The sequence below is a fragment of the Methylobacterium sp. EM32 genome, from assembly GCF_040593685.1.
GTDB lineage: Bacteria > Pseudomonadota > Alphaproteobacteria > Rhizobiales > Beijerinckiaceae > Methylobacterium.
Genome location: NZ_JBEXZS010000178.1, coordinates 20,837 through 45,443, shown reverse-complemented (window position 1 = coordinate 45,443; position 24,607 = coordinate 20,837). Strand labels below are relative to the sequence as shown.

The following is a 24,607-nucleotide window of genomic DNA, read 5'->3' as shown; positions in this document are numbered from 1 at the left end:
GGGCGGCCGGGGGGATCGCCTCCCGGTCGCATCGTCTTCGTTGGACGATAGGCCGCCCAGTACGATATGGCGCTCGCAAGCCGCCTTCGCCGATCCAATCCGTGCCAACATCGTATGGCAGGATATCGGGGCAATCATCCTCCCCTGCGGAAGTGAAGTACAGGAAGGGCGGGACTCGAGAGTTCGGGCTACATTGTCGGGCGTCCGCGCCGTGTTTCATCGGCCCCATCCGCAGAAGGAAACGGATCGCGGTGCCGTGAAATCGGTTCGGCGCGTCCTGCTCGAAGCGGGTATCGAACCATGACCATCATGCATTATGGCCCCTATCAAACGATCGTCGAGTACGACGACGGGGCTGGGCTCTTTCATGGCGAAGTCGTCAATCTACGCGACGTGATCACCTTTCAGGGAAGATCCGTCGACGAGCTGAAACAAGCGCTCGCTGAGAGCGTCGACGACTACATCGAATTCTGCCGCGCCCGGGGAGAAGAACCGGAAGAGCCGTTCTCTGGGCATCTCGTGGTGCGCGTCGATCCCAAAACTCACAAGGCGGCGGCCCGCGCGGCGCAGCGTGCCGGGATCAGCTTGGAGACCTGGGTGGCACGCACCCTCGATGCGGCGACGGCGTAAGTGACGTCTCAAGGCCGCCCGGCGAACCGGACGGTCTCACCCATGTCGGCGCTGAGTGATCACACCTGCGCCTGCCCGCCATCCACGAACAGCTCGATCCCGTTGACGAAGCTCGCATCGTCCGAGGCCAGGAACAGGGCCGCCCGGGCGATCTCGTCCGGCTCGCCGACCCGGCCCATGGGGATCTGCGCGGCGAGGTGATCCAGCAGGCCCTGCTGCTGGGCCGCGTCCGGGCCGGCGAGGTCGACGAGGCCGGGCGTGCGGGTCGCGCCGGGGCTGAGCGTGTTCACCCGAATGCCGCGGCCCTTGAGGTCGAGGATCCAGTTGCGGGCGAGCGCCCGCACCGCCGCCTTCGAGGCGGCGTAGACGCTGAAGGCCGGCGTGCCTTCCGTCCCCGCCGTCGAGCCAGTGAGGATCACCGAGGCGCCGGGCGCGAGCAGCGGCAGCGCCGTCTGCACCGTGAACAGCACGCCCTTCACGTTACGGCCGAATGTGTCGTCGAACTGCGCCTCCGTGATCTCGCCGAGCGGCAGCATCGAGCCGCCGCCGGCATTGGCGAACAGCACGTCGATGCGGCCGGCCTCCGCCCGCACCTGCGCAACGAGCCGGTCGAGGTCGGCGAGCTTCGAGGTGTCGGCCTGCACGCCGGTCGCCGCGGGTCCGATCGCCGCCACGGCCGCGTCGAGCTCCGCCCGGCGCCGGCCGGCGACGAAGACCCGGGCGCCCTCTTGCGCGAAGAGCCGGGCGGTCGCCAGACCGATGCCGCTGGTGCCGCCGGTCACCACGGCGACCTTGTCGGTGAGCTTGCCTGTCATGGTCTGTGTCTCTCGTTCGGGTGCGTGGGCGGGACCATGGACCGACGTTAGTTCTTGCGATACGGCAACAACCGCAAACCATCGTTGCAGATCTGTCGATGTCGAAGTTGCCGGATTTCGAGGGGCTCGCCCTCTTCGCCAAGGTCGCGGAGGAGCGCTCCTTCGCGGGCGCCGCGCGGGAAGCGGGCGTATCGGTCGCCACCGTGTCCCGGGCGGTGGGCCGGCTGGAGGCGCGCCTGGGCGGGCGGCTCGTCAACCGCAGCTCGCGTCGGCTGGCGCTGACCGCTTTGGGCGAACAGGTGGTCGCGGGCGCGGCCCGGGCCTTCCGCGAGGCGCAAGAGGCGGAGGATGCGGCGCGCGACCTGTCGCGCCGGCCGCGCGGCACGGTGCGGCTCGCGGTGCCGATGTCGTTCGGCCTGCGCTGGGTCGCGCCGCTGCTGCCGGAGGTGCTGCGCCTCTACCCGGAGCTCGTCGTCGACCTGCACCTCTCGGACGCGACGGTCGACCTCGTCGGCGAGGGGTTCGATGCGGGCTTGCGGATCGCGGCCCTGCCGGATTCGAGCCTCGTGGCGCGGCGGATCCGGCCCGTCTCGGCCCTCGTCGTGGCAGCACCCGCCTATCTGGCGCGCCACGGCCGGCCGGAGCATCCGAAGAGCGTGAGGCCGGATCACTGCCTCGGCTACGCCTACCGCGCCCGGCGCGGCATCTGGCACTTCACCGGGCCGGAGGGCGCGCAGGCGAGCGTCGTTCCTGCCGGTCCCCTGCGGGTGATGAATGCCGATGCCCTGCTGCCGGTTTTGCTCGACGGGCTCGGCGTGGCCGAGTTGCCTGACTTCATCGCCGCCGAGTATCTCGCCGACGGACGCCTGGAGGCGTTGCTGCCGGGCTGGCACCTGCCGGGCGGCGCGCGCTCCTTCGTCACGCCGAGTGCAGAGGCGCGGCCGGCGAAGGTCGAGGCCTTGGCCGAGTTCTTCGCCGCGCGACTCTCGCGCGCGTGAGGCACGCAGCGATGGTCAGCCCACCTCGACCGCCGCCCGCGCCTCCGTCAGCCGGGCCGCGTAGCGGGCGATCAGGTCGACTTCGAGGTTGAGCCGGTCCCCGACCCGGCGCTCGCCCCAGGTGGTGACGGCGAGGGTGTGGGGGATCAGCAGCACCGTGAAGGTGTCGCCCTCGACGCCATTGACGGTGAGCGAGGTGCCGTCGAGGCAGACCGAGCCCTTCTCGGCGATGAACCGCGACAGGGCGGGCGGCGCCCGCAGCACGAAGCGCTCGCTCGGCGCCCACACGTCGCCGGCCTGGCCGGTGACCGGCTCGCGGGCGACGATCTCGGCCAGTCCGTCGACGTGGCCGGTGACGAGGTGGCCGCCGAGTTCGTCTCCGATCTTCAGCGAGCGCTCCAGGTTGACCCGGGTGCCGGGAGTCCAGGCCCCGACGGTGGTGCGGGCCAGGGTCTCGGCGGCGGCATCGACCTCGAAGGTGCAGCCGCCCGCGCGCGGCGTCACCGTCACGGCGGTGAGGCAGGGGCCCGCGCAGGCGATCGAGGCGCCGATCAGGATGCCGGCGGGATCGTAGGCGCAGTCGATGGCGATGCGCTTAAGCTTGGAATCGCCGGAGATTGCGGCGACGCGGCCGACATCCGAGACGAGGCCAGTAAACATCTACGGACTCCGTACGTGGCAGGTGAAGCGATCGGTGCCGATCCGGATGTCTTCCGCGACCCGGAACTCCGGGGAGGCGAGGCGCGCGGCGAGGTGCGGGCCGACCGCCGGCAGGCCGGGCTGGCCGAGGACGCAGTCGCCGGTGACGAGCAGGCACTCGTCGACGAGGTCCTCGCGGGCGAGCGCGTCGGCGAGCGTCGGTCCGCCCTCCGAGCAGACCCGGGTCAGGCCGCGGGCGCCGAGGAAGCGCAGGGCGGCGGCCAAGTCGATGCGCCCGTCCGGCGTGACCGGCACTCTCTGCACCTCGGCGCCGGCGGCGCTCAAGGCCTCCGCCGCCGCCTCGGAGCCGTGCGGACCGGCGAGGATCAGCGTCGGGACGGTCGTGCTGGTGCGCACCAGGCCGGCGGTGGGCGGCGTGCGCAGGCAGGGATCGAGGACGATCCGCAGCGGCGAGCGCGCCGCCATTCCGGGCAGCCGCACGGTGAGCTGGGGATCGTCCGCCAGCACCGTGCCGACGCCGACCATGATCGCGTCGCAATGCGCCCGCTGCAGGTGAATCTCGGCATTGGCCCGGGGCCCGCTGATCATCAGCCGCCCCTCCCCGCCCGCCGCGAAGCCGTCGGCGGTGCGGGCGAGCTTGAGGAAGACGGCGGGCCGCCCGCGGGTGATCCGGCTCACATGCCCACGCTGGTCGCGCGCGGCCTCCGCGCCCATGAGCCCGACCGAGACGGCGATGCCGGCCTCCGCCAGCCGCGCATGGCCGCGCCCGGCGACCCGCGGATCGGGATCGTCCATCGCGCTCACCACCCGGGCGACGCCCGCCGCGATGGTGGCGTCGGCGCAAGGCGAGGTGCGACCGTGATGCGAGCAGGGTTCGAGGGTCACGTAGAGGGTCGCGCCGCGGGCGGCCTCGCCGGCCGCCGCCAGGGCCACCCGCTCGGCATGCGGCCGGCCGCCGGGTTGCGTCACGCCCTGGGCCAGGATGCGCTCGGCACCCGGCGGACCGCCGACCAGCACCGCGCCGACGGAGGGGTTGGGCCAGGCCTGGCCGAGATGGCGCCGGCCGAGCGCCAGGGCGAGGCGCATGTAGCGCCGGTCGATGGCGTCCTGGGTGACGTCCCGGGCGCTCACGACGCGCGGCTCCGCGGCCGTCGGGCCGGCGGCGCCTCCTCCGGCGGGGCGGCCTCGTCGGCCGTCGCCTGGGCCGCCCCGGCGGCGAGGTGGCCGAGCAACTCCTCGAAGTCGCGGGCCTCGCGGAAATTCTTGTAGACCGAGGCGAAGCGCACGTAGGCGACGTCGTCGAGACCTTTCAGCCCCTCCATCACCGCCTCGCCGATCGCCTCGCTGGTCACCTCGGCCTCGCCGGTGCTCTCGAGCCGGCGGGTGATGCCGTTGACGAGCCGCTCGATCCGCTCCGCCTCGACCGGGCGCTTGCGCAACGCGGTCTCGACCGAGCGCTGGAGCTTGTCGCGGTCGAACGGCACCTTGCGGCCCGAGCGCTTGACGACGACGAGCTCACGCAGCTGCACCCGCTCGAAGGTGGTGAAGCGGCCGCCGCAATCCGAGCACGTGCGCCGGCGGCGGATCGCCGAGCTGTCGTCGCTCGGCCGCGAATCCTTCACCTGCGTATCGAGGCCGCCGCAATAGGGGCACCGCATCGGCCGCCCGTTCCTCTGCCAGACGAAAAAGGGCCGGTCCCGCGCGGCGGGACCGGCCCCGGAAGGGGCGTGTTCTAGATTGCTCCCGGCAGATAGGAAAGCCGGGAGAGCGCCGGATCAGCCGTAGATCGGGAACCGGTCGGTGAGGGCATGCACCTCGCGCTTGGCCGCCTCTTCGGCGCCCGCATCCCCCGCCTCGCCGGCGCGGTGCAGGCCGTCGAGCACCTGAACGATCAGCTCGCCGACTTTCTTGAACTCGGCGACGCCGAAGCCGCGGGAGGTCGCGGCCGGGGTGCCGAGCCGGATGCCCGACGTGATGGTCGGCTTCTGGGGGTCGAACGGCACGCCGTTCTTGTTGCAGGTGATGCCGGCGCGGGAGAGCGCGGCCTCGGCCGCCTTGCCGGTCAGTTCCTTGGCGCGCAGGTCCACCAGCATCAGGTGGTTGTCGGTGCCGCCGGACGTGATGTCGTAGCCGCCCGAGATGATGGTGTCGGCGAGCGCGCGGGCGTTCTCGACCACCTGGCGGGCATACACCTTGAACTCCGGCCGCAGGGCCTCGCCGAAGGCCACCGCCTTGCCGGCGATGACGTGCATCAAGGGACCGCCCTGGAGGCCGGGGAAGATCGCCGAGTTGAGCTTCTTCGCCAGCACCTCGTCGTTGGTCAGGATCATGCCGCCGCGCGGGCCGCGCAGGGTCTTGTGGGTCGTGGTGGTCACGACGTGGGCGTGCGGGAACGGTGAGGGATGCGCGCCGCCCGCCACCAGGCCGGCGAAGTGCGCCATGTCGACGAAGAACACCGCGCCGACGCTGTCGGCGATCTCGCGGAACTTGGCGAAGTCCCAGTGGCGCGGATAGCCGGAGCCGCCCGCGATGATGACCTTCGGCTTGTGCTCCTGGGCCAGGCGCTCGACCTGCTCCATGTCGATGCGCTGGTCCTCGCGGCGCACGGTGTAGGAGACCGGCTTGAACCACTTGCCCGAGACGTTCGGCGGCGCGCCGTGGGTGAGGTGGCCGCCCGCCGCGAGGTCGAGGCCGAGGAAGGTGTCGCCCGGCTGCATGGTGGCCATGAACACGGCCTGGTTCGCCTGCGAGCCGGAATTCGGCTGCACGTTGGCGAAGTCGCAGCCGAACAGGCGCTTGGCGCGCTCGATGGCGAGGTTCTCGGCGATGTCGACGAACTCGCAGCCGCCGTAATAGCGCCGGCCCGGATAGCCCTCGGCGTACTTGTTGGTCAGCACCGAGCCTTGCGCCTCGAGCACGGCGCGCGAGACGATATTCTCCGAGGCGATCAGCTCGATCTCGTGCTGCTGGCGACCGAGTTCCTTGGCGACGGCGCCGGCGAGTTCCGGATCGGCATCTTCCAGCGACGCGGAGAAGAACGAGTTGGACCGGGAAGTGGCGGCGGTGCCCACGCTCATGATGGCCTCGGGGTTCGTCGGGAGCCGCCCGGCCGGAGCGCCGGTGCGGAAGTCAAGGATCGGGATCGGCCGGCTTCTACACGCGGGCGGCGCGAGAGTCCAAGCAGGAGTCCCGGGCCGGGACCCGGACCTTCCGTCGCGTCCGCGCATCCCCGTACCGGGGCACCGAGGCCGGATGCCGGACCGGCAGGCCCGACCCGTGATCAGATTGGATTTGAAAACGCGGAAAGAAAACTCAAAAAAATTGAAGGAGGCATTGGGGAAAAGTCGTGGTGCGGCCGATCCAGGCCTGATTCCGCGACGGCGTTCACACCCTCGACGTGATCCCCGGGGGCGCGAAGCGGAACCCGGGATTCATAACAGCTGATGGTGCTGGACGAAGCGATGCGCGTTCCGGCTTCTTGTGAAGCGTCGGCGGTTATGGATCCCAGGTTCTCGCCTTTCGGCGAGCCCCGGGATGACGTCGAGGGATGCTGGTTCGACGGCGGCGGTACGCCGGACGTCTCCTCTCAATAATGCGGCGGCGGTGGCTCCTCACCGGCCTCCGTCGGCCGCTCGGCCATCTCGCGCACCCGCTCGCGCAGGGCCGCGACGTGCCGGGTCAGGGCGTCGATGGCGCTCCACTGCTCGGTGACGATGCGGTTGAGGTCCTCGATCGTCGCGTCTTGGTGGGCGATACGAGCCTCCAGCGCGTCGAGGCGGGTGTCGGGATCGGGGGTCATGGCGGAGTCCACTCACGCGAAAACGGCCCGGGCGCGAGCCCGGGCCGTCGTCAGGTCAGGTCAGGTCGCGACGATCAGTTGGTCTGGTCTTCGTCGACGTCGGGGTTGAAGTTGCGCGGGCCGGCCGCGGCGGCGGCCATCGAGGCGGTGGGCGCGCCGGCGCCGTCGCGCTTGTAGATGTCGTCGCGGAACTGCACGAGGCCGTCCGGGGTCGACCAGGCGGTGATGTAGGTCCAGTAGACCGGGATCGGCGCCAGCGGCCGGGCATCGACCCGCTGGCCGCCCTGGATGATCGCCTCGATCGTGTCCGGGTTGGCGTTCGGGGTGCCCTGGAGGATCCAGGACACGTAGTCGCGCACGTTCTGCACGCGCACGCAGCCCGACGAAACGAAGCGGAAATCGTCGCCGAAGATGCCCTTGGCCGGCGTGTCGTGCATGTACACGCCGTGCGGGTTCGGGATGTTGATCCGCACGAAGCCCATCGAGTTCAGGTCGACGCCCGGATCCTGGCGGAAGCGGTAGCGGGTCGCCTCGTCGGAATTCCAGTTGACCTGCGACGGCGGGATCTCGCGGTCGCCGTTGAAGATGCGGATCTTGTTGTCCGTCAGGTAGGACGGATCCTTCTGCATCTTCGGGATCAGGTCCTTCTTGATGATCGAGGCCGGCACCGTCCAGTAGGGGTTGAAGTTCACCTCCTGGATCTTGGCGTTCATGATCGGCGACTGACGGTCGATCTTGCCGACGCCGGCGGCGTGGCGGGTCGCGACGTGATCGCCCTCGACCGTCTCGACGAGCGCCGCCGGGATGTTGACGATGACGTAGCGCTCGCCGAGATTGCCCGAATAGGAGCGCAGGCGCACCGCGTTCAGCTCGAGCTGGCGCAGCCGCACGTCGGCCGGGACGTTCATCGCCTGCACGGTGGTGACGTTCATCGAGCCGGTCTGGTTCAGGCCATGGCGGGCCTGGAACCGGCGCACGCCGGCCTCGACGTAGGAATCATAGACCGGCGAGGAGCCGGCGGCCGGGTCGAGGTCGCCCGACGCGATCAGGCGCTGGCGCAGGGCGGTCACCGCCGGGCTCTTCGAGCCGACGCGCAGGCGCTCGGCGCCCGACACCGACTGCCAGCCGCCGCGGTTCACGATGTCGCGGTAGCGCTCGACCATCTGCTCGGTCGCCGCCAGGGTCTGGGGCGAGAGGATCGGCGTGTTGGAGCGCTGCACCCGCATCGTCGCGGCGGAATCGTAGTTCTGCGCCCACTCGGCCTGGGCCAGCGACCCGCCCCGGTCCTGCGCCAGGGCCGGGAATGCGGCCGCGGCCAGGAGAGCCAGGCCGAGCGAACCGGTGAGGGAAACGCGTGTCAGCATGGGAAATCTGCTCTCGAACCTGTGACGCGGGACGCTTGACGGCGGCAGACCTCATGGCTGCCGGGTTGCGCCCCATTCTATGGCCCGTGACGGTGCCGGGATGCGGTTAAGACACTATGAGGAGCGGGCCAGATTGTGGCACCGGGCGGGCGCTGCTGTGGAGCCGCGAGCTGGGCTGTGGACTGCGGTAATTGTGCAACGCGCCGCGCGGGCCGCCATCGGGGCGTCGCGGGCGTGGCGAAGCCGGGCCGCCTCGGCTATGTCTGGCGGATGAGCGGAACCAGGCAGGCACCGGGCGGGACGAGGGCGCGCTGGCGCAGGGTCGTCGCCGTACTGTCGCTCTACGGGCTGGTGCTGCAGGCCTTCCTCGCCGGCCTCGCCCCGGCCCCGGTCGCGGCGGGCGCCGGCCTCCTCTGCCTGTCCCACCAGGCCCCGGCGGACCAGGCCCCATCGGGCAAGGCGCCGCCCGTCCACGCCCATGCCTGCTGCACGGTCGCCGGTCAGGCCTACCCGATCCCGCCGGCCCCGCCGATTGCGGCGGCCTGGCCGCCCCGGGCTTTCCTCGTCCTGTCCTGGTCGCTCGCGGCGGCGGAGCCGGGCCGCACTGCGCCGGCCCGTCCGGCCTCGGCCCGCGGTCCGCCCGCGGCGTGACGACCCGGCATTCGCGCCGATCTTCCCCACCGTCGCGCTTCTCCCGTACCCTTCACCCGGACCCGACCTCATGACTTTTTCGCTCCGCGCCGGCCTCGCCGCCGCGCTCTCCCTGGCGGCCGCCCCCGCCCTCGCCCACGCGGTCCTCGCCGTGACGCAGGCGAGCCCGAACCAGACCTATCGCGGCGTGGTCCAGATCGGCCACGGCTGCGACGGCAAGGCGACCACCGGCCTCACCGTCACGATCCCCGACGGGGTGATCGCGGCGAAGCCCATGCCGAAGGCCGGCTGGGAGCTCAGCACCGAGAAGGGGCCGTATGCCCGCGCCTATCCGTCCACTCACGGCACCGTCTCGGAGGGCGTGAAGACGATCACCTGGAAGGGCGGCTCCCTGCCCGACGACTTCTACGACGAGTTCGTGTTCCAGGCCCGCCTCACCGACGCGGTCGCGCCCGGCGGCACGGTCTACTTCCCGGTGCGCCAGGATTGCGACGGCGCGACCGTCGACTGGCGCGAGGTGCCGGCCGCCGGCCAGTCGGCCCGCGACCTGAAGAATCCGGCCCCGGGCGTGCGCATCGTGGCGGCGGCCGCGGCGTCTCCGGCCGCCGCGGCCGGGCCGGCCTCCGTCAAGGCCGGCGACCTCACCATCGAGGCGCCGTGGATCCGCGCCACGCCCGGCGGCGCCAAGGTGGCGGGCGGCTACCTGCAGGTCACCAATACCGGCAAGGAGCCCGACCGGCTGGTCGCGGCCTCGATCCCCCTCGCAGGCCGGGGCGAGGTGCACCAGATGGCGATGGACAAGGGCGTGGCGAAGATGGCCCCGGTGGAGGCCGGCCTCGTCATCAAGCCCGGCGAGACCGTGGTGCTCAAGCCCGGCGGCTACCACCTGATGTTCATGGACCTGACCGGCCCGGTGAAGGCGGGCGAGCCCATCGAGGGCACCCTCACCTTCGCCCGCGCCGGCACCGTGGCGGTGCGCTTCGCGGTCGGTGCCATCGGCGCGTCGGCGCCGGAGGCCGGGGGCGGGCATCAGCATCATTGATGGGTCGAGGCGGCGACCGTTCGCGGCTGCCGCCTGTTTTCGAAACCTATGTGATTGGGCTCTGTAACTTTCACACCCTCCGGGTCATTCCGGGGCCGCGCAGCGGGGCCCGGGATCCAGAAACGCAGGAGCGTCAGGAGAAGGCGGACAGCTTTTCGCTTTACTCTGCACGATCTGAGTGTCTGGATTCCGGGCTCCGCTACGCGGCCCCGGAATGACCCGGAGGGTGGCAGTACTGTCGGGCGAGCCACGTTCGCTCTGGCGTGAAGTTCGGAACCAATCTTCCGAACCCCGCACCACCGCTCACCCCCGGTCCCGATCCAGCCCCGCAGCCGCGAGTAGCACCTGGTCGAGATCGTCGCTGCCGGCCGACAGCGCCTCGCGCAGGTCGGCCTCGTCGGCGTAGATCATCACGTCGCAGACGTCGTGCGCCGGATCGTCCCCGAGATGCAGGCAGGTGCGGATCACGTAACGGTCGTCCGGGGTGCGGTAGAGCGTCTGGGTGACCGGAACCGGATCGCCGGGCCGGCTCGCCGCCCGGGCGATCGGGACGGCGAACAGGCTCACCGGATCCGGTCCGCCCTCCGGCCTTCCGACGAGCGGATGCGGCTCAGGGTCGTGTCGATCCGGCATGGTCATCCTGCGGCCTCCGTCATCCTGCCGTCGTGCGCCTCCGGCAATGGAGTGGAATAATATCGGCAGCAATACACCTTAGAGTCACCGATCCGGCGACAGGACATCAACTTAAAGTTTCAGTTGCGGATTGATGCGCGCCCGATGAACTCTCGTCGACCGCGCGACGATAGCGGAGGAGCCCGTTCGCCGCCCGTCATTTTTGGGCTAAGCCGGCGCGAGACACAGACCTTTACAGTGAAGTCCCGCCGGCCCGGTCGCCCGACGGGCGCCGCGGTCACGCCTCGGCCGCATTCCCGTCGAGGGGGGCGATCGGCTCGTCCTTGATCTGGTCGAGGGCGAGCGCGGTGCGCACCGTGCGCACGTTGGGCAGGCCGGTGAGGTGGCCGACGAGCTGCTGGAAGGCACCGAGATTCGGCGCGACGCATTTGAGCAGGAAGTCGGTCTCGCCCGAGAGCGTCCAGCATTCCCGCACCATCGGCCAGTCGCGCATCTCGGCCGCGAAGGCGGCGAGCTCCGCCTGACCTTGCGCGGCGAGCTGCACCATGGCGAAGCACACCACCTCGTAGCCCAGCGCCTTCGGCTCCAGCAGGGCGCGGTAGCCGCGGATGATGCCGGCCTCCTCCAGGGCACGCACCCGGCGCAGGCAGGGCGGCGCCGACAGGCCGACGCGCCGCGCCAGCTCCACGTTGGTGATGGAGCCGTCGGCCTGCAGCTCCCGGAGGATCGCCCAGTCGATGGCGTCGAGGCGGGCGGGCAAGGCGGCGGGCGATCCTGGCGGGCGAGGGGTCGGTCCCGGTGAGTAGCCGCCCGCCGGGGCCGGCACAAGGTGACGCGGCGGCGGTTGCCCGCCGCCGGCCCGTCTCTTATGGGGGGCTGTCCCGCGTGACTGGCGAGGTTCAAGGTGGTCCAACCACCGGGGAGCGCGGGACGATTGCCGCCGCTCGCCTGGGCACCCTCCCCGCACCGACCGACGGGTGACCCATGACGCCGATGCCCACCGACGCTCCCCTGCCAGCCGTCCTGCCCCTGCCCGCGATCCTCGACCGCCTCGACCGCCTGACCGACTGGGAGAAGCGGCCCCGGGGCGGGATGCGGGTCGGGCTCGACCCGATGCGCGACCTGCTCGCCCGCCTCGGCGCGCCGCATGCGCGCCTGCGGGTGGTCCATGTCGGCGGCACCAAGGGCAAGGGCTCGGTCTCAGCGCTGATCGAGGCCGGGCTGATGCGGGCGGGCCTGCGGGTCGGGCGCTACGCCTCGCCTCACGTCGAGTCGGTCACCGAGCGGGTCAGCCTCCAGGGCCGGCCGGTGGAGGAGGCACGCCTCGCCCGCGCGCTCGCCCGCGCCCTCGACGCCCACGAGGCGGCGCGCCGTGACGACACGGCGGGCCGGGACGCGACCTGGTTCGACGTGCTCACCGCCGCGGCGCTGTCGATCTTCGGCGAGGCCGGGCTCGACTGGGCGGTGATCGAGGTCGGGCTCGGCGGGCGCCTCGACTCGACCAACGCCGTGGCGAGCGAGGTCGCGGTCGTCACCAACGTGGCGCTGGAGCATACCGAGATCCTGGGCAAAACCCGCGCGGCCATCGCCGCCGAGAAGGTCGGCATCCTCAAGCCCGGCGCGGTCCTCGTCACCACGCTGCCCGCCGACGACGAGGCCGGGGCGGTCGCCGCCGCCCGCGCCGCCGCCCTTGGCTGCCCGGTGCTGCGTTCGGCGATCCCCGCCGGCGCGTCGATCGAGGAGGAGAACGCCGCGCTCGCCGGCCTCGTCCTCGACCATCTCGGCGGAACCGGGTCGCGCGGCCGCGACGATACCCCCTTGCGGGCGGGCCTCCTCGACGCCGAGGCCCGCGCGGGCGCCCGCCTGCCGGGGCGGCTCGAGCGCCGGCGCATCTCGACCGCGGCCGGCGCGGTGCCGGTGGTGCTCGACGGGGCGCACGTGCCGTTCAACCTCGCGGCGGTGCTGCGCGACCTCGCCCGCGCCCCCGATCTCGCCGGTCCCTGCATCGCCCTGGTGGCTCTCGCCGGCGACAAGGACGCGGCCGGCTTCCTCGCGGTGCTGGCCCGGCACGGGGCGAGCGTGGTCGCGACCGAGATGCCGGAGCGGCGCGGCCACCCGGCCGCAACCCTCCGCGGGCTCGCCGCGGCGGAAGGGATGGAGGCCGAGGCGGTGGCCGAACCGGGCGCGGCGCTCACCCGGGCCGCGGATCTCACCGCGCGGCGCGGCGGCTGGCTGCTAGTGACCGGCTCGCTCCATCTCGTCGGGGCCTTGCGGGCGGCGACGGGGGTGGTTTCACGAGACTGAGGCAATCCCAACTGCCAATTCACGCGACGATTCCGCCTCACCGGGTCATCCCGGGGCCGCGACAGCGGAACCCGGGATCCATAACCGCCGTCAGTGCAGGCTCAATTGGGACGCGCACCGCCTCATCCTGGACGGTTGGCGGTTATGGATCCCGGGTTCTCGCTTGCAGCGAGCCCCGGGATGACCCGGAGAGTGTCATCCAAGTAAGTCCCAAGTCTGCCCGATCATGAGGGGCAGAACCTCGCGCCGCCGTCGGAATCGCGCATGCGACGCCGCTCAGCGCAGCACCGCCAGCGCCAGCGGCACCAGCACTGCCGTCAGGAAGGCGTTGAGCCCCATGGCGATGCCCGCGAAGGTGCCGGCGACCTCGCTGACCTGGAAGGCGCGGGCGGTGCCGATGCCGTGGGCGGCCAGCCCCGCCGCGAAGCCGCGGGCGCGGTAATCCTTCATGCCGAGGCGGTCGAGGAGCGGCGTCACCACGATGGCGCCGAGGATGCCGGTGAGGATCACCAGCACGGCGGTCAGCGTCGGATCGCCGCCGAGCGCCGAGGTGATGCCCATGGCGACGCTGGCGGTGACGGATTTCGGCGCCAGCGCGATCAGGATCGCATCCGGCACGCCGAGGAGCTTCGCCGTGCCGATGCCGGTGACGAGGGCGACCGTGGAGCCGACCACGAGGGCGGCCAGCATCGGCACCAGCACCCGGGTCACGGTCTTGCGGTGCTCGTAGAGCGGGATCGCCAGCGCCACCGTGGCGGGGCCGAGCAGGAAGTGCACGAATTGCGCGCCCTCGAAATACACCGCGTAGGGCGTGCGGGTGACGATCAGCACCAGGCCGACCATCCAGATCGCGTGAAGCACGGGGTTCGCCAGCGGGTGGCGGCCGGTGGCGGCGGAGACCCGGTCGGCGACGACGTAGGCGGTGAGCGTCACGGTGAGCCACAGGAGCGGCGTGCGCGACAGGAACACCCAGAGGGCGAAGTCCCCCGTCATCGCCCGGTCCGCCGGGCGACATAGGCGAAGGTGTAGACCGTGGCGATCAGCGCCAGCACCGTCGAGACCACCAGGGCCGCTGCGAGCGCCAGGCCGTGGGCGGCCAGCACGTCGAGCCGGCCGATCACCCCGGCACCCGCCGGCACGAAGAGCAGCGAGAGATGGGCGAGCAGCCCCTTGCCGGTGCGCTCCAGCGTACCGTCGGTGAGCGGCGCCGGCAGCCCGCCGGGGCGCCTGTCACGCAAGGCGAGCACCCCGAGGAGCAGCGCCATGCCGACGACCGGGCCCGGGACTGGCAGCGCGAGGGCGCGGGCCAGAATCTCGCCGGCGAGCTGGCAGAGCAGCAGCAGGGTCAGGCTGAGGATCATGAGGCGGCGGTCATGACGCGATCTGCACGCCCGCCCCGGCGAGCCAGTGGTCGAGGAAGGCGTCGAGCCAGGCCACCACGCGGCCGTCATGCATCAGCCGGCCCTCGATCTGCCGCGCCCGGTCCTGCGCGCCGGGCAGGCACAGGCGCTCGGCGGCCCGCACGGTCCAGCGGCAGATCATCGCGTGAGTGACCTCGGGGTGGAACTGGAGGCCGAAGGCCGCCGGCCCGACCCGGATCGCCTGGGTCGGGAAATCGTCGCCGGTGGCGAGCGTGTCGGCGCCCGCCGGGCAGGTGAAGCCCTCCCGGTGCCAGTGATAGACGTGCGACGGCCAGGACTGGCCGATTTCGCCTTCGAAGTCGCGCCCGGCCGCGGTCGGCAGCAGCGGGTAGTAGCCGATCTCGGCCTTGCCGTCGGGATGGGCGCAGACCGTGGCGCCGAGGCACTTCGCCAGCATCTGCGCGCCGAGGCACAGGCCGAGGAAGGGGCGCTCCTCGCGCAAAGGCACCTGGATCCAGTCGATCTCCTGCCGCACGAAGTCGTCGCCGTCATTGGCGCTCATCGGCCCGCCGAAGATCACCGCGCCGGCATGGTCCCGCATCGTCTCCGGCAGGGGATCGCCGAAGCGGGGACGGCGGGTGTCGAGGGGGTGGCCGCGCTCCTGGAGCAGCCGGCCGAGGCGGCCGGGGGTGGATTGCTCCTGGTGCAGGACCAGCAGCACGGGCTTGTGCCCGGATCGCGGCATCACGAAGGGGCTGACCATCGCCGGCTACCGGACCGGGACCTGCGGCAGCGGCAGCCCCGCCAGGGCGACCGCCCGGGTGGCGGTGATCGCGGCGTCGTCGAAGCCGAGGAGCTGGCCGACGCGCCAGACGAGGTCGTCCTCGAATTCGTGCACCTGCCCGTCGGCGGCGGCGACCGCCCAGGCGAGGCCGAGGAGCCCGCGCCGCTCCTCCTCCGGCACGTCGCGGCCGATCATCTCGACGAGTTCGGCCACGTCGCGGGTCTCGTTATCGAAGCCGATGGCCCGCTCGATCAGCGCCCGCGCCCGCGCCTCGTCGGGGGCGAAACGGTGGGTGAGGAGGCGCGCGAGCCGGTCGCGCTCCACCGCGGCCAGCGTGCCGTCGACCCGGGCGACGTGGACGAGCAGGGCCACGGCGGCGAGGTGCTGCTCCGCCTCCGGGTCGGGCGGGGTGGCGGGCGCGCCGAACATCTCGGCGGCGTAGGCGCGAAGGCGGGCAATCAGGGGCATCGGGGAGATGTGGCAGGGATTTTCGGTGAGGATTTTCGATCGTGCAACGCCATGGTCCGGAATCGCCGGCCCAGCGTCAAGCGCTCCGCGCGCCGGGGCGCCGCCCCGAGCCCTGCATCCGCTTTCTGCACAGGCCCTCGCCCGGCAATCTCGCCGATGCCGTAGGGTCAGGCGGTCGCCCGCACGGTGCGGCCGAACATGCGGGACCACAGGCCGCTGGCGATCGCCGACTTGTCGAGCTCGTGGATGTCCTGCGAGTACTGCCCGGTATAGAGCGTCACGATCATCCGGTCGCGGCACTCGCCCTCCAGGGTGTAGCGGACCTTCATCGCGAAGCCGCCCCGCGCCAGGCGGGACACCGCTTCGACCGTGCCCCGCAGGTGCGGGAACCGCTCCATCTCGACGGTCACCGGATCGCCCGCCCGCGCCGTCGGCGCGGCGTCGAGCTCGACGATGCCGCCCTCAAGCGAGAGGCTGGTGATCCGGCCGGCGAGCACCGCCTCGCCGTGCGCGATCCGGGCCGCCTCGTTCGTGGCGAAGCTGTCGAGGAGCGGCCTCGGCTTCTCGAAGCAGATCAGGGACGCCACCATCAGCACCGCGATGTTGACGACCGCCCACCAGGCCGAGACGACCGAGAACTCCCCCTCCCCGATCCGCGACCATTCGGGCACGACGTTGACCACGAGGCCGAGCGCCGTGACGGCGATCCAGAACGCGATCGAGAAGAAGGTGTAGGCGTCGAACGCCGAGTCCTCGTTGCACGAGCCCTTGGGCGTCACCCGGAACGGCACGCCGAAGGGCTTGACCAGGCTGGAGATCACCACCGGCAGCATGCGGAAGGTCGCGAAGGCGCCGACCGCCGAGGAGACCAGCGGCAGGTAGCGCGTCGGCGTCAGCCAGCCCATCAGCAGGAAATAGGCCGCCAGCACCGGCAGCTGGTACCAGACGATGTCCTGCGTGCCGGTGAAGTAGAGCGGCGCGGCGCCGGTCCAGAGATAGACCGCCGGCACCACCAGGATCACGAAGCGGACGGTGTACTGGACGAGCCAGGACAGCGGCAGGAACATGAAGCGCTGGAACAGGGTGAGGCCGGGGCCGCGCAGCGGGCCAGCGCCTGCTCGACGGAGCTGCCGGCCACCACACCGGTGGCGCCGAGCGTGGTCTTGCGCACCAGATCGGCCTGGGCGGAGACCTGCTGCGCCTGCGCCGACGTGATCCGCTGCTGGCGGATGACGATCTCCTGCTGCACGCTGGTGATGCTGGCCTGCTGATATTCCTTCAATCGGGCGGCGAGGTCGCTCTTGATGGCGGAGAGCGAGCCGATTTGCCCTTCGAGGGCGCGCAGGCGCTCGCGCGTCGCCCCGAGATCGGCCTCCAGCTGCGCTTGCGCCGTGCGGGCGATGCGCTCGTTACGGATCCGGAACAGCTGCGTGCTCTCGGGGACGGCGGTCCCGACCTTCGGCGGCGTGTCGGACACCACGCCCTCGATCGGCGCGGCGATCACGGTGAAACGGGCATTCACCGTCCCGTCGAGACTGGTATAGCCGGTCAGCGCCGGCAGCACCGCGAGCAACGCCGCTCCAAGCAGAAGCGCACCGATCAGGATGCGCATCGCCCGGCTATTCCACAGCATTCCTGACGTCCCGTTCTGTTTTGTATCGCCGCTACCAACGATCGAACGGGAATTCGGTTCATTTATTGGAGATTAAAACCTTCAAATAATTATAATATACATTGTGATTGGCATTGGTTCAGGCAACACAATCAGACGTCGTTGCTCCCCAAAGGTTTATCAAGCCTTTCGCCTTAGTCGTTCCGTGACGAAAAGATGACGAGAAGAACGATCACCAGAAGCGACGTCCGGTCCATCTTCTCAACCAAGGATTGTAAAATCTGAGCCACGAGGGTGCGGTGCCGGCGTCTCGCGCGGCACTATCACGCTCTGACGAACAGGCTTCCACCCGGACCTGTCATGCGCGGATGACCAGTGTGTACAGGCGGGATGGAGCAGACATTCTTGCCGGCAGCGGTACGAGGATAAGCCGAATTCTCGACCGTTCTCCGGCCCGTGTCCGGTTCGATCGATGATCTTCGTCCCACCCGCAACCTCATCCTGAGGTGCCGGCCGATCGAAGATCGCTCCACACCTCAGGATGAGGTCGCCGGTAGGGTCGATGCCGTCCGCCGGGACGAACGCGATCCCTTACGGGAACATCGCGTCGACGGCGTCCTGCGAGACGGCGGCGTCTCCGGGAAGGGCGGGACCGTTGAGGAGGGAATCCTCGCCCTGGCGCCGCTCCGCGGCCGATTTCGACGGCGAGGTGGAGTTGGACCAGAGGCGCATCATCTCGGCGACCCGCTCCTCGACGAGGACGATGGTCCGCACGACCTTCGCGATCCGCTGGCCGGTCAGGTCCTGGAAGTTGCAAGCCTCGAAGATCGTCTGCATCTGGGCCTGGATCGCCAGCGCGTCGTCCCGGGTCGCGTCGTCTCCGGCGCGCCGGGCGATCCCGCCGGCCAGCGCATCGACCGCCTCCGAGGCCGTCAGGATCGTGTCGGTGGCCTGCTCGGTGCCGCGCACGACGGCGTTCAGCTCGTCGCGGGTGCGCCCGGCATCCTGCTCCTCCCGGATCTCGGCGATCTCCTGCCGCGTCCGGGCGATCGCCTCGGAGATCGCCAATACGTGACTCTGCAGGAGGGCGGTGCTGTCTTCGAGCGATCCGAATTTCGCCGTGCCGCTGTTCATGATTCCGGGACGCTATACGCTATGATGACGCCGTCCACGGTAGCCGGCCCGGATTAAACCTTTACGAATATCGGGAGATCGGCACGGTGCATCGACCGGACGACGACGCCCGCTAACGGTGATCTGGCCGGGTCGCGCAAGAGCGGACGGGGCGTCGCCCGCAGACGCGCCCGGCCAGTGCGGCGGCGGTCAGATCAGGTACACGGTGCCGTGCAGCCCGAACACCTTCGGGCAATTGGTAGCGTCGACCAGGGCCTGAGCGGTCGCAAGGTCGATGTTTCGCTCGGCCGCCAGTTCGGCCACGGTCTTCCACGTCGGCATCGTGCTCTCCATCGGGGGGTTCATCGGGGTCAATCACGGAGTCCCGCCGTTGGTTGCACGCGACGCGAATGCCGGGCGCCGCGCCTCACGGCGGGACCGGCTGCCCGTCCCAGGCGAAGACCCCGCCGGAATCACCGATCCGCAGCCCGTCCAAGACCCGGACGAGATGGGCGGCGCTCTCCTCCGGCGCGAACAGGCCGGGCCCCGGATCCGGGCGGAACGGCCGCGACAGCGCCGTCTGCACCGTCCCGGGATGGAGGCCCGCCACGATCAGCTCGGGATGGGTGCGCGCCGTCTCGACGGCGAGGGTGCGCAGGACCTGGTTCAGCGCCGCCTTCGAGGCGCGGTAGGCGTACCATCCCCCCAAGCGGTTGTCGCCGATCGAGCCGACCCGCGCCGAGAGGGCGGAAAAGACGCTGCGCCCCTTGCGCGGCATCAGCGGCAGGAGGTGCTTGGCGACGAGCGCCGGCCCGATCGCGTTGACGGCCATCACGGCGGCCATCGCGGCCGGATCAATCGCCCGGATCGCCTTCTCGGGGGAGACGCCCTGCCCGTGCAAGATGCCGCTCGCGACGATGACGAGACCGACCGGTCCGGCCTCGCCGATTGTCCGCGCCGCCGCCGCGATCGTGTCCTCGTCGGTGACGTCGACGGGCACGGACCGCACGGGATCCGGCTGCGGCGCAGGCCTGCGCGACAGGGCGAACACCGTCCCGTGCGCCCCGCCTGCGGCGAGCGCCGCGACGAGGGCGCCCCCGATCCCGCCCGAGGCGCCGACGACGACCGCGCTGCTCATGCGACACCGTCCTGCGAGGGGACGAGGCACCCGCGCGGCACCCGGCCGGCTCCGGGGCTCACGCCGATGTCCGGAGAACGCCGCTGCGGCTCAGCACTTTCGCGAGGCGCGGCCGCAGCGGGAGGAAGAGGCGGTAGGCCGCTTCAGCAAGGAGCAGCACGGGACGAAAGCCAAGGATCCGGACCTCGACGAGCCGGCCGAGCCGGCGCCAGGCCGGCAGACGGCGCCACAGACGGGCAAATGCCGCCGCGCCGGACACCAGGCGCCCATCCGCCTCACGCACATGGAACCGCGCCTGCGCGGCGGCCCGGTCGAGTTCTGGCCCTAAGGATGCGTCGTCCCGAACCGTCGCGAGATCGACGAAGCGCACCCGCTCGGCCCCGGCACAGCCCTGGTAATGCCCGATCTCGGTCCGGCAGAGTGGGCAGGCCCCATCGTAATAGACGGTCAGATCGTCCGGCACGCTCACCCTCTCGCCGCTGCCGCAAGGTTCACCCTGGTCCAGATGGGCGCACGGGGACGTTCGTCAGGGTGGGCCGGACGCGCGATAAGGTCGCGCCGCGGGATTCTTCGGCCGGACGCCGCCGGCCCGCCGCGAGGCGAGCGCCCGAAGGCGCCCGCCCCCGATGCTCACGCCCCCCCGGGCAGCCGGTAGTCGCGGAACTGGTCCCGGAGCGCCGTCTTCTGGATCTTGCCGGTGGCGGTATGGGGGATCGCCTCCACCACCACCACGTCGTCGGGCATCCACCACTTGGCGATGCGCGGCGCCATGAAGGCTAGGATGTCGGCCTTGTCGGGGGTGCGGCCCTCCTTGGGCACCACGATCAGCAGCGGGCGCTCGTCCCATTTCGGGTGCTGCACGCCGATCACCGCCGCCTCCGCCACGTCCGGATGGCCGACCGCCAGGTTCTCGAGGTCGATCGAGGAGATCCACTCGCCGCCGGACTTGATCACGTCCTTCGAGCGATCGGTGATCGCCATGTAGCCGTTCGGATCGATGGTGGCGACGTCGCCGGTATCGAAGAAGCCGCGATCGTCGAGGATCAGCTCGTCCGAGCGGAAATAGGCCTTCGCCACCGCGAAGCCTGCGACCTTGAGCCGCCCGAAGGTGGTGCCGTCCCAGGGCAGGTCGCGGCCGTCGTCGTCGGTGAGCCGGAAGTCGACGCCGAACGGGGCGTAGCCCTGCTTCATCTTGAGGTCGAGGCGCTCCTCGCCCTCAAGGTGGGACACCTCCGGCTTGAGCGAGCAGTAGGAGCCGATCGGGCTCATCTCGGTCATGCCCCAGGCATGGTCGACGGTGACGCCGTAATCGCGCTCGAAGCGCTCGGTCATCGCCCGCGGGCAGGCCGAGCCGCCGATCACCACGCGCTTGAGATGGGTCAGGCGCTGGCCCGTGGCATCGAGGTGCTGCAAGAGGCCGAGCCAGACGGTGGGCACCGCCGCCGTCACGGTGACGCCGGTGGTCTCGAGGATGTCGAGCACCGAGGCGCCGTCGAGCTTCGCCCCCGGCATGACGAGCCCGGCGCCGGACATCGGCGCCGCGAAGGCGAAGCCCCAGGCATTGGCGTGGAACATCGGCACCACCGGCATCGCCATGTCGGTGGGCTTCAGCGCGATGAAGGCGGGGTTGTTGACCATCAGCCCGAGCAGCACGTTCGAGCGGTGCGAGTAGAGCACGCCCTTCGGCAGGCCGGTGGTGCCCGAGGTGTAGCACAGGCCGGCGGCCGTGTTCTCCTCGAAGGTGGCCCAGGCGAAGTCGTCGTCGGCCTCTGCCAGCCAGTCCTCGTAGGCGACGGCGTTGCGCAAGCTCGTCTGCGGCATGTGGGCGCCGTCGGTGAGGATCACGAAGCGCTCGACCGTCGGCAGCTTGTCCGCCAGCCGCTCGACCAGCGGCAGGAAGGTCAGGTCGAGGAGGAGGATCCGGTCCTCGGCGTGGTTGATGATGTAGGCGATCTGGTCCTCGAACAGCCGCGGGTTGACCGTGTGGTAGATCGCCCCGATGCCGGTGATGCCGTACCAGGCCTCCAGGTGGCGCCAGGTGTTCCAGGCGAGCGTCGCGATCCGGTCGCCGAGGCGGATGCCGTCGGCGGCGAGCCGCTTCGACAGGCGCAGGGAGCGCTGGCGGATTTCGGCATAGGTGGTCGTGTGCATCGGTCCCTCGACCGAGCGCGTGATCACCGGGCGGGCGCCGTGCTGGATCGCGGCGTAATCGATGATGCGGTGGATCAGCAGGGGCCAGTCCTGCATCAGGCCGAGCATGGCGTGTCGTCCTTCCCGTGGGCTTCCTCAGGGGAGCCGCGCTCGTCGTCGCGGCCCTCGTCGCCGGGGCTTGTCCGCCCGCGGTCTTGCGGCCGTTAGCTTATGGCAGCGGTGCGGGGGCGGCTAGAGCGGGCCGGAGAGCGGCGGCTCCGGGGCAGGATACGACCTTGGACTGAAACCGTGGCTCGGGGAGCATCCGGGCGGGGATCGGCCGGCCTGAAGGACGGGAGGGTTCTGGCGCCGGGATGGTTCTGATGTAAACTATCTCGATGACCGCATCCTCGCGCCCCCACCGAGCGGCTGGGGCAGACGCCCCGGCCGAGGCCGACCCGCTGCGGGTCTGGTTCCGCTTCATCCGCCTGCACCGGCGCGTCTCGGCCGCGGTGGCGGCCGAGCTCAAGGCCGTCGGGCTGTCGATCCCGCAATTCGACGTGCTCTCGACCCTGTCCGAGCGCGAAGGCCTGACGCAGCAGGACCTGGCCGAGCGGCTCTACGTGACGAAGGGCAACGTCTCGGGGCTGATCGACCGGCTGGTCGAGGCCGGCTTGGTCGAGCGCCGCCCGATCCCCGGCGACCGGCGCTCTCACGCCCTGCACCTGACCGAGGCCGGGCTGGCGCTCGCCCGCACCGGCATCGCGGCCCAGCAAGCCTACGTCGCCCGCACGCTGGGCCGCCTGCCCCCCGGCGACGTCGCCGAACTGGAGCGGGTGGTGCTGGCCTGGCGCGACACCGCCCGGGCCGACGGGGGCTGACCCTGCGTCCGGGGCGCCTCACACCACCGTCCGCTTCTCCACCTCGATGACGACGCCGTTCGGCGTCATCCGCTCGCGGGAAAACAGCCGGTCGCCGGGCAGGAAGACGCCGAGCGGCTCGTCCCGGTCCGGCAGCACCACGGTGGCGCTGTAATTGACGAAGACCAGCACGTGCCGGCCCTGCGCCAGGGAGGCGGCCGCCCAGCGCTTGAGCTGGCCGTAATAGGGCTCCCTCCGCCAGACAGTCGGCTGGTTCGGATCGACCTGGACGTGCAGGAAGCGCGTCGTCGGATCGACGCTCAGCACCATCTTGGCCTTGTCGGGCTTCCATTCCGGGCCGAGCCAGCCCTCGGTCATCCAGAGGCAGAAGAAGGCGCGGCAATGGCCGGGCCGGGTCTCGTGGATGCCGCAGCCGCGGCCGGGCTTGGCGTGGCGGCACCATTCCCCGGCCACGCTCTCCACCGCCGGCACGTCGTAGACCTTGCAGCACAGGGTACAGGCGCCGCAGGCCCGGCCGGGCGCGGGCGTCGAGACGATTTGGGCGGGGTCGAGCATGCGCGTCGGTCTGACCAGGATTGTGCGGGCGGCCCGCGAGAGCGGCCCGGGTTGTGCGTCGGCATCGCGCCGCTAGTGTGACGGCGCAAGCGAATTCTGCTCCGCCGCGACAGGGCTCGGTCCGAGCCCGGATCTGAGGCGGCGCCGGGACAGTCCGGCGCTTCCTCGCGACAAGGAAAGTGACAGAGACGATGCTCTCGAACCTCGCCACCCGCGACGTCGAAACCCTGATTCACCCCTACACCAACCTCGCGGCCTTCCGGCAGACCGGGCCGCTGGTGCTGGAGCGCGGCCACGGCGTCTGGGTCTACGACACCGACGGGCGGCCCTATCTCGAGGGCATGGCGGGCCTGTGGTGCACCGCGCTCGGCTATTCCAACGAGGAGCTGGTTGAGGCCGCCCGCGAGCAGATGTCGCGCCTGCCCTTCACCCATCTCTTCTCCGGCCGCAGCCACGACCCCGCGATCGAGCTCGCCGAGACCCTGAAGGAACTGGCGCCGATCCCGGTCTCGAAGGTGTTCTTCACCTCCTCGGGCTCGGAGGCCAACGACACCCAGGTCAAGCTGACCTGGTACCTCAACAACGCGCTCGGCCGGCCGCAGAAGAAGAAGATCATCGGCCGGCACAAGGGCTATCACGGCGTCACGGTGGCGTCGGCCTCGCTCACCGGGCTGACCGCCAACCACGCCGACTGGGACCTGCCGCTGCCGGGCTTCCTGCACGCCGCCTGCCCGCACCACTACCGTGGGGCCGAAGCCGGCGAGAGCGAGGAGGCCTATTCGGCGCGCTTGGCGAGCGAACTCGAGGAGATGATCCTGCGCGAGGGGCCGGAGACCGTGGCGGCCTTCATCGCCGAGCCGGTGATGGGCGCCGGCGGCGCCATCGTGCCGCCGAAGGGCTATTTCGCCGCCATCGAGCCGGTGCTCGCCCGCTACGACGTGCGCCTGATCGCCGACGAGGTGATCTGTGGCTTCGGCCGGCTCGGCACCTGGTTTGGCTCCGAGGCCATGGGCATGAAGCCCCACAGCCTGTCCTTCGCCAAGGCGCTCACCTCGGCCTACATGCCGCTCGGCGGCGTCACCGTCGACGAGACGCTGTACCAGGCGATGCAGGACCAGAGCCGCAAGATCGGCACCTTCGGCCACGGCACCACCTATTCGGGTCATCCGGTGGCGAGCGCGGTGGCGTTGAAGACCATCGAGATCTACCGGCGCGACAAGATCATCGAGGGCGCGGCCGAGAAGGCGCCGCACTTCCAGCGCCGCCTGTCGGCCCTGGAGGAGCACCCGCTCGTCGGCGAGGCCAAGGGCCTCGGCCTGATCGGCGGCCTCGAGATCGTCGCCGACAAGGCGACGAAGCGCCAGTACGATCCGAAGGCCGGCGTCGCCGCCCGCTGCGTCGCCTTCGCGCAGGAGGAAGGCCTGATCGTCCGCTTCCTCACCGGCGACCGCGTCGCGGTCTGCCCACCCCTGGTGATCCGCCCGGACGAGATCGACACGCTGTTCGACCGGCTCGGCACCGCCCTCGACCGCACTCAGGCCTGGATTCGTGAGCAGGGCCTGACGGCGGTCTGAGCCGCCCGGCGAACCGGACGAGCCGCGGGAGACGATCCTTAGGCCCGTCCGGCCTCCCCTTCCCGGCGAGGTCGGTCTTTGCCGGCGGCCCGCAG

Annotated in this window: 29 protein-coding genes and 1 riboswitch; of the genes, 8 read left to right on the top strand and 21 right to left on the bottom strand. The window is 71.0% G+C overall.

Annotated features, from left to right (window positions below):
* Nucleotides 1–40: 40 nt before the first annotated feature.
* Nucleotides 41–304 (top strand): type II toxin-antitoxin system HicA family toxin, encoded by a 264-nt coding sequence (locus ABZT49_RS23795; protein ID WP_355289580.1) that lies wholly within the window; start codon nt 41–43, stop codon nt 302–304.
* Nucleotides 301–630 carry a type II toxin-antitoxin system HicB family antitoxin gene (locus ABZT49_RS23790; protein WP_355289578.1) on the top strand — a complete coding sequence of 110 codons (330 nt, stop codon included), beginning with the start codon at nt 301–303 and terminating at the stop codon, nt 628–630. The genes ABZT49_RS23795 and ABZT49_RS23790 overlap by 4 nt, the downstream gene beginning before the upstream one ends.
* Before the next feature lie 59 nt (nt 631–689).
* Here the strand turns inward: ABZT49_RS23790 and ABZT49_RS23785 are convergent, their stop codons facing one another.
* A complete protein-coding gene (locus tag ABZT49_RS23785) occupies nt 690–1,445 on the bottom strand; it encodes an SDR family oxidoreductase (RefSeq protein ID WP_355289576.1) in 756 nt (251 codons plus the stop codon).
* 98 nt (nt 1,446–1,543) lie between these two features.
* On the opposite strand from ABZT49_RS23785, the gene ABZT49_RS23780 reads away from it, so the two are divergent.
* Complete coding sequence (locus tag ABZT49_RS23780) at nt 1,544–2,443, top strand: LysR family transcriptional regulator (RefSeq protein WP_355289574.1); 900 nt, start codon at nt 1,544–1,546, stop codon at nt 2,441–2,443.
* Nucleotides 2,444–2,458: 15 nt separating this feature from the next.
* Here the strand turns inward: ABZT49_RS23780 and ABZT49_RS23775 are convergent, their stop codons facing one another.
* The 6 genes from ABZT49_RS23775 to ABZT49_RS23750 form a co-directional block, all read right to left on the bottom strand.
* The gene (locus tag ABZT49_RS23775) at nt 2,459–3,103 is read right to left on the bottom strand and encodes a riboflavin synthase (RefSeq protein WP_355289572.1); all 645 of its coding nucleotides are present in this window, start codon (nt 3,101–3,103) and stop codon (nt 2,459–2,461) included.
* Nucleotides 3,104–4,189: a bifunctional diaminohydroxyphosphoribosylaminopyrimidine deaminase/5-amino-6-(5-phosphoribosylamino)uracil reductase RibD gene (ribD, locus tag ABZT49_RS23770; protein WP_355289618.1), complete on the bottom strand. Its 1,086-nt coding sequence runs from the start codon at nt 4,187–4,189 to the stop codon at nt 3,104–3,106.
* Between the two features lie 41 nt (nt 4,190–4,230).
* Complete coding sequence (gene nrdR / locus ABZT49_RS23765) at nt 4,231–4,761, bottom strand: transcriptional regulator NrdR (protein WP_355289570.1); 531 nt, start codon at nt 4,759–4,761, stop codon at nt 4,231–4,233.
* 117 nt (nt 4,762–4,878) lie between these two features.
* Nucleotides 4,879–6,180, bottom strand: coding sequence for a serine hydroxymethyltransferase (gene glyA / locus ABZT49_RS23760; protein WP_355289568.1), 1,302 nt, complete (start codon nt 6,178–6,180; stop codon nt 4,879–4,881).
* Between the two features lie 509 nt (nt 6,181–6,689).
* Nucleotides 6,690–6,902 carry a SlyX family protein gene (locus ABZT49_RS23755; protein WP_355289566.1) on the bottom strand — a complete coding sequence of 71 codons (213 nt, stop codon included), beginning with the start codon at nt 6,900–6,902 and terminating at the stop codon, nt 6,690–6,692.
* Nucleotides 6,903–6,976: 74 nt separating this feature from the next.
* Entirely contained in the window at nt 6,977–8,266 is a 1,290-nt protein-coding gene (locus ABZT49_RS23750) for a L,D-transpeptidase family protein (protein ID WP_355289564.1), read from the bottom strand.
* A gap of 234 nt (nt 8,267–8,500) precedes the next feature.
* Here ABZT49_RS23750 and ABZT49_RS23745 point away from each other — a divergent pair, with 234 nt between their 5' ends.
* Nucleotides 8,501–8,917, top strand: a complete 417-nt coding sequence (locus ABZT49_RS23745; protein ID WP_355289562.1) for a hypothetical protein — start codon at nt 8,501–8,503, stop codon at nt 8,915–8,917.
* A gap of 70 nt (nt 8,918–8,987) precedes the next feature.
* Complete coding sequence (locus ABZT49_RS23740) at nt 8,988–9,959, top strand: DUF1775 domain-containing protein (protein ID WP_355289561.1); 972 nt, start codon at nt 8,988–8,990, stop codon at nt 9,957–9,959.
* 303 nt (nt 9,960–10,262) lie between these two features.
* On the opposite strand, the gene ABZT49_RS23735 is transcribed toward ABZT49_RS23740, so the two are convergent.
* Complete coding sequence (locus ABZT49_RS23735; protein ID WP_355289560.1) at nt 10,263–10,598, bottom strand: hypothetical protein; 336 nt, start codon at nt 10,596–10,598, stop codon at nt 10,263–10,265.
* Between the two features lie 271 nt (nt 10,599–10,869).
* Entirely contained in the window at nt 10,870–11,352 is a 483-nt protein-coding gene (locus ABZT49_RS23730) for an Lrp/AsnC family transcriptional regulator (protein WP_355289558.1), read from the bottom strand.
* 115 nt (nt 11,353–11,467) lie between these two features.
* A riboswitch (ZMP/ZTP riboswitch) is annotated at nt 11,468–11,553 on the top strand.
* Between the two features lie 23 nt (nt 11,554–11,576).
* Between ABZT49_RS23730 and ABZT49_RS23725 the strand changes: the two genes are divergently transcribed.
* Entirely contained in the window at nt 11,577–12,896 is a 1,320-nt protein-coding gene (locus ABZT49_RS23725; RefSeq protein ID WP_355289556.1) for a glutamate ligase domain-containing protein, read from the top strand.
* A gap of 276 nt (nt 12,897–13,172) precedes the next feature.
* Here ABZT49_RS23725 and ABZT49_RS23720 read toward each other — a convergent pair whose 3' ends face one another.
* The 11 genes from ABZT49_RS23720 to ABZT49_RS23670 all read right to left on the bottom strand — a co-directional run bounded on the left by ABZT49_RS23720 (nt 13,173) and on the right by ABZT49_RS23670 (nt 21,631).
* Nucleotides 13,173–13,889, bottom strand: a complete 717-nt coding sequence (locus ABZT49_RS23720; protein WP_355289554.1) for an LrgB family protein — start codon at nt 13,887–13,889, stop codon at nt 13,173–13,175.
* The gene (locus tag ABZT49_RS23715) at nt 13,886–14,257 is read right to left on the bottom strand and encodes a CidA/LrgA family protein (protein WP_355289552.1); all 372 of its coding nucleotides are present in this window, start codon (nt 14,255–14,257) and stop codon (nt 13,886–13,888) included. Before ABZT49_RS23715 ends, ABZT49_RS23720 begins: the two co-directional genes overlap by 4 nt.
* Before the next feature lie 10 nt (nt 14,258–14,267).
* Entirely contained in the window at nt 14,268–15,020 is a 753-nt protein-coding gene (locus ABZT49_RS23710) for a glutamine amidotransferase (RefSeq protein ID WP_355289550.1), read from the bottom strand.
* 6 nt (nt 15,021–15,026) lie between these two features.
* Entirely contained in the window at nt 15,027–15,509 is a 483-nt protein-coding gene (locus ABZT49_RS23705) for a TerB family tellurite resistance protein (protein WP_355289549.1), read from the bottom strand.
* Between the two features lie 167 nt (nt 15,510–15,676).
* Nucleotides 15,677–16,576 carry a hypothetical protein gene (locus ABZT49_RS23700; RefSeq protein WP_355289547.1) on the bottom strand — a complete coding sequence of 300 codons (900 nt, stop codon included), beginning with the start codon at nt 16,574–16,576 and terminating at the stop codon, nt 15,677–15,679.
* Complete coding sequence (locus ABZT49_RS23695) at nt 16,528–17,121, bottom strand: hypothetical protein (protein ID WP_355289546.1); 594 nt, start codon at nt 17,119–17,121, stop codon at nt 16,528–16,530. Before ABZT49_RS23695 ends, ABZT49_RS23700 begins: the two co-directional genes overlap by 49 nt.
* A gap of 591 nt (nt 17,122–17,712) precedes the next feature.
* Complete coding sequence (locus ABZT49_RS23690; RefSeq protein WP_355289544.1) at nt 17,713–18,189, bottom strand: protein phosphatase CheZ; 477 nt, start codon at nt 18,187–18,189, stop codon at nt 17,713–17,715.
* Between the two features lie 255 nt (nt 18,190–18,444).
* A complete protein-coding gene (locus ABZT49_RS23685; RefSeq protein WP_355289542.1) occupies nt 18,445–18,576 on the bottom strand; it encodes a hypothetical protein in 132 nt (43 codons plus the stop codon).
* An 85-nt stretch (nt 18,577–18,661) separates the two neighbouring features.
* A complete protein-coding gene (locus ABZT49_RS23680; RefSeq protein WP_355289540.1) occupies nt 18,662–19,372 on the bottom strand; it encodes an SDR family NAD(P)-dependent oxidoreductase in 711 nt (236 codons plus the stop codon).
* 58 nt (nt 19,373–19,430) lie between these two features.
* On the bottom strand, nt 19,431–19,835 hold the full coding sequence (locus tag ABZT49_RS23675) for a DUF393 domain-containing protein (RefSeq protein WP_355289538.1): 405 nt from the start codon (nt 19,833–19,835) through the stop codon (nt 19,431–19,433).
* 167 nt (nt 19,836–20,002) lie between these two features.
* Entirely contained in the window at nt 20,003–21,631 is a 1,629-nt protein-coding gene (locus tag ABZT49_RS23670; RefSeq protein ID WP_355289536.1) for a long-chain-fatty-acid--CoA ligase, read from the bottom strand.
* A 269-nt stretch (nt 21,632–21,900) separates the two neighbouring features.
* Between ABZT49_RS23670 and ABZT49_RS23665 the strand changes: the two genes are divergently transcribed.
* Nucleotides 21,901–22,383: a MarR family transcriptional regulator gene (locus ABZT49_RS23665; RefSeq protein WP_355289534.1), complete on the top strand. Its 483-nt coding sequence runs from the start codon at nt 21,901–21,903 to the stop codon at nt 22,381–22,383.
* Between the two features lie 18 nt (nt 22,384–22,401).
* On the opposite strand, the gene ABZT49_RS23660 is transcribed toward ABZT49_RS23665, so the two are convergent.
* Entirely contained in the window at nt 22,402–22,938 is a 537-nt protein-coding gene (locus tag ABZT49_RS23660) for a hypothetical protein (protein ID WP_355289533.1), read from the bottom strand.
* 191 nt (nt 22,939–23,129) lie between these two features.
* Here ABZT49_RS23660 and ABZT49_RS23655 point away from each other — a divergent pair, with 191 nt between their 5' ends.
* Nucleotides 23,130–24,512: an aminotransferase gene (locus ABZT49_RS23655; RefSeq protein ID WP_355289616.1), complete on the top strand. Its 1,383-nt coding sequence runs from the start codon at nt 23,130–23,132 to the stop codon at nt 24,510–24,512.
* Nucleotides 24,513–24,607 lie beyond the last annotated feature (95 nt).

Bases quoted from the DNA above. Each gene is read 5' to 3' on its own strand.
- ABZT49_RS23755 (WP_355289566.1), bottom strand. From the start codon at position 6,902: ATGACCCCCGATCCCGACACCCGCCTCGACGCGCTGGAGGCTCGTATC.
- ABZT49_RS23720 (WP_355289554.1), bottom strand. From the start codon at position 13,889: ATGACGGGGGACTTCGCCCTCTGGGTGTTCCTGTCGCGCACGCCGCTC.
- ABZT49_RS23700 (WP_355289547.1), bottom strand. From the start codon at position 16,576: ATGTTCCTGCCGCTGTCCTGGCTCGTCCAGTACACCGTCCGCTTCGTG.
- ABZT49_RS23680 (WP_355289540.1), bottom strand. From the start codon at position 19,372: ATGAGCAGCGCGGTCGTCGTCGGCGCCTCGGGCGGGATCGGGGGCGCC.
- ABZT49_RS23655 (WP_355289616.1), top strand. From the start codon at position 23,130: ATGCTCTCGAACCTCGCCACCCGCGACGTCGAAACCCTGATTCACCCC.
- ABZT49_RS23790 (WP_355289578.1), top strand. From the start codon at position 301: ATGACCATCATGCATTATGGCCCCTATCAAACGATCGTCGAGTACGAC.
- glyA (WP_355289568.1), bottom strand. From the start codon at position 6,180: ATGAGCGTGGGCACCGCCGCCACTTCCCGGTCCAACTCGTTCTTCTCC.
- ABZT49_RS23660 (WP_355289533.1), bottom strand. From the start codon at position 22,938: ATGCTCGACCCCGCCCAAATCGTCTCGACGCCCGCGCCCGGCCGGGCC.
- ABZT49_RS23780 (WP_355289574.1), top strand. From the start codon at position 1,544: ATGTCGAAGTTGCCGGATTTCGAGGGGCTCGCCCTCTTCGCCAAGGTC.
- ABZT49_RS23715 (WP_355289552.1), bottom strand. From the start codon at position 14,257: ATGATCCTCAGCCTGACCCTGCTGCTGCTCTGCCAGCTCGCCGGCGAG.
- ABZT49_RS23685 (WP_355289542.1), bottom strand. From the start codon at position 18,576: ATGCCGACGTGGAAGACCGTGGCCGAACTGGCGGCCGAGCGAAACATC.
- ABZT49_RS23710 (WP_355289550.1), bottom strand. From the start codon at position 15,020: ATGGTCAGCCCCTTCGTGATGCCGCGATCCGGGCACAAGCCCGTGCTG.
- ABZT49_RS23695 (WP_355289546.1), bottom strand. From the start codon at position 17,121: ATGCGCATCCTGATCGGTGCGCTTCTGCTTGGAGCGGCGTTGCTCGCG.
- ABZT49_RS23735 (WP_355289560.1), bottom strand. From the start codon at position 10,598: ATGACCATGCCGGATCGACACGACCCTGAGCCGCATCCGCTCGTCGGA.
- ABZT49_RS23705 (WP_355289549.1), bottom strand. From the start codon at position 15,509: ATGCCCCTGATTGCCCGCCTTCGCGCCTACGCCGCCGAGATGTTCGGC.
- ribD (WP_355289618.1), bottom strand. From the start codon at position 4,189: ATGCGCCTCGCCCTGGCGCTCGGCCGGCGCCATCTCGGCCAGGCCTGG.
- ABZT49_RS23750 (WP_355289564.1), bottom strand. From the start codon at position 8,266: ATGCTGACACGCGTTTCCCTCACCGGTTCGCTCGGCCTGGCTCTCCTG.
- ABZT49_RS23785 (WP_355289576.1), bottom strand. From the start codon at position 1,445: ATGACAGGCAAGCTCACCGACAAGGTCGCCGTGGTGACCGGCGGCACC.
- ABZT49_RS23775 (WP_355289572.1), bottom strand. From the start codon at position 3,103: ATGTTTACTGGCCTCGTCTCGGATGTCGGCCGCGTCGCCGCAATCTCC.
- nrdR (WP_355289570.1), bottom strand. From the start codon at position 4,761: ATGCGGTGCCCCTATTGCGGCGGCCTCGATACGCAGGTGAAGGATTCG.
- ABZT49_RS23670 (WP_355289536.1), bottom strand. From the start codon at position 21,631: ATGCTCGGCCTGATGCAGGACTGGCCCCTGCTGATCCACCGCATCATC.
- ABZT49_RS23740 (WP_355289561.1), top strand. From the start codon at position 8,988: ATGACTTTTTCGCTCCGCGCCGGCCTCGCCGCCGCGCTCTCCCTGGCG.
- ABZT49_RS23725 (WP_355289556.1), top strand. From the start codon at position 11,577: ATGACGCCGATGCCCACCGACGCTCCCCTGCCAGCCGTCCTGCCCCTG.
- ABZT49_RS23665 (WP_355289534.1), top strand. From the start codon at position 21,901: ATGACCGCATCCTCGCGCCCCCACCGAGCGGCTGGGGCAGACGCCCCG.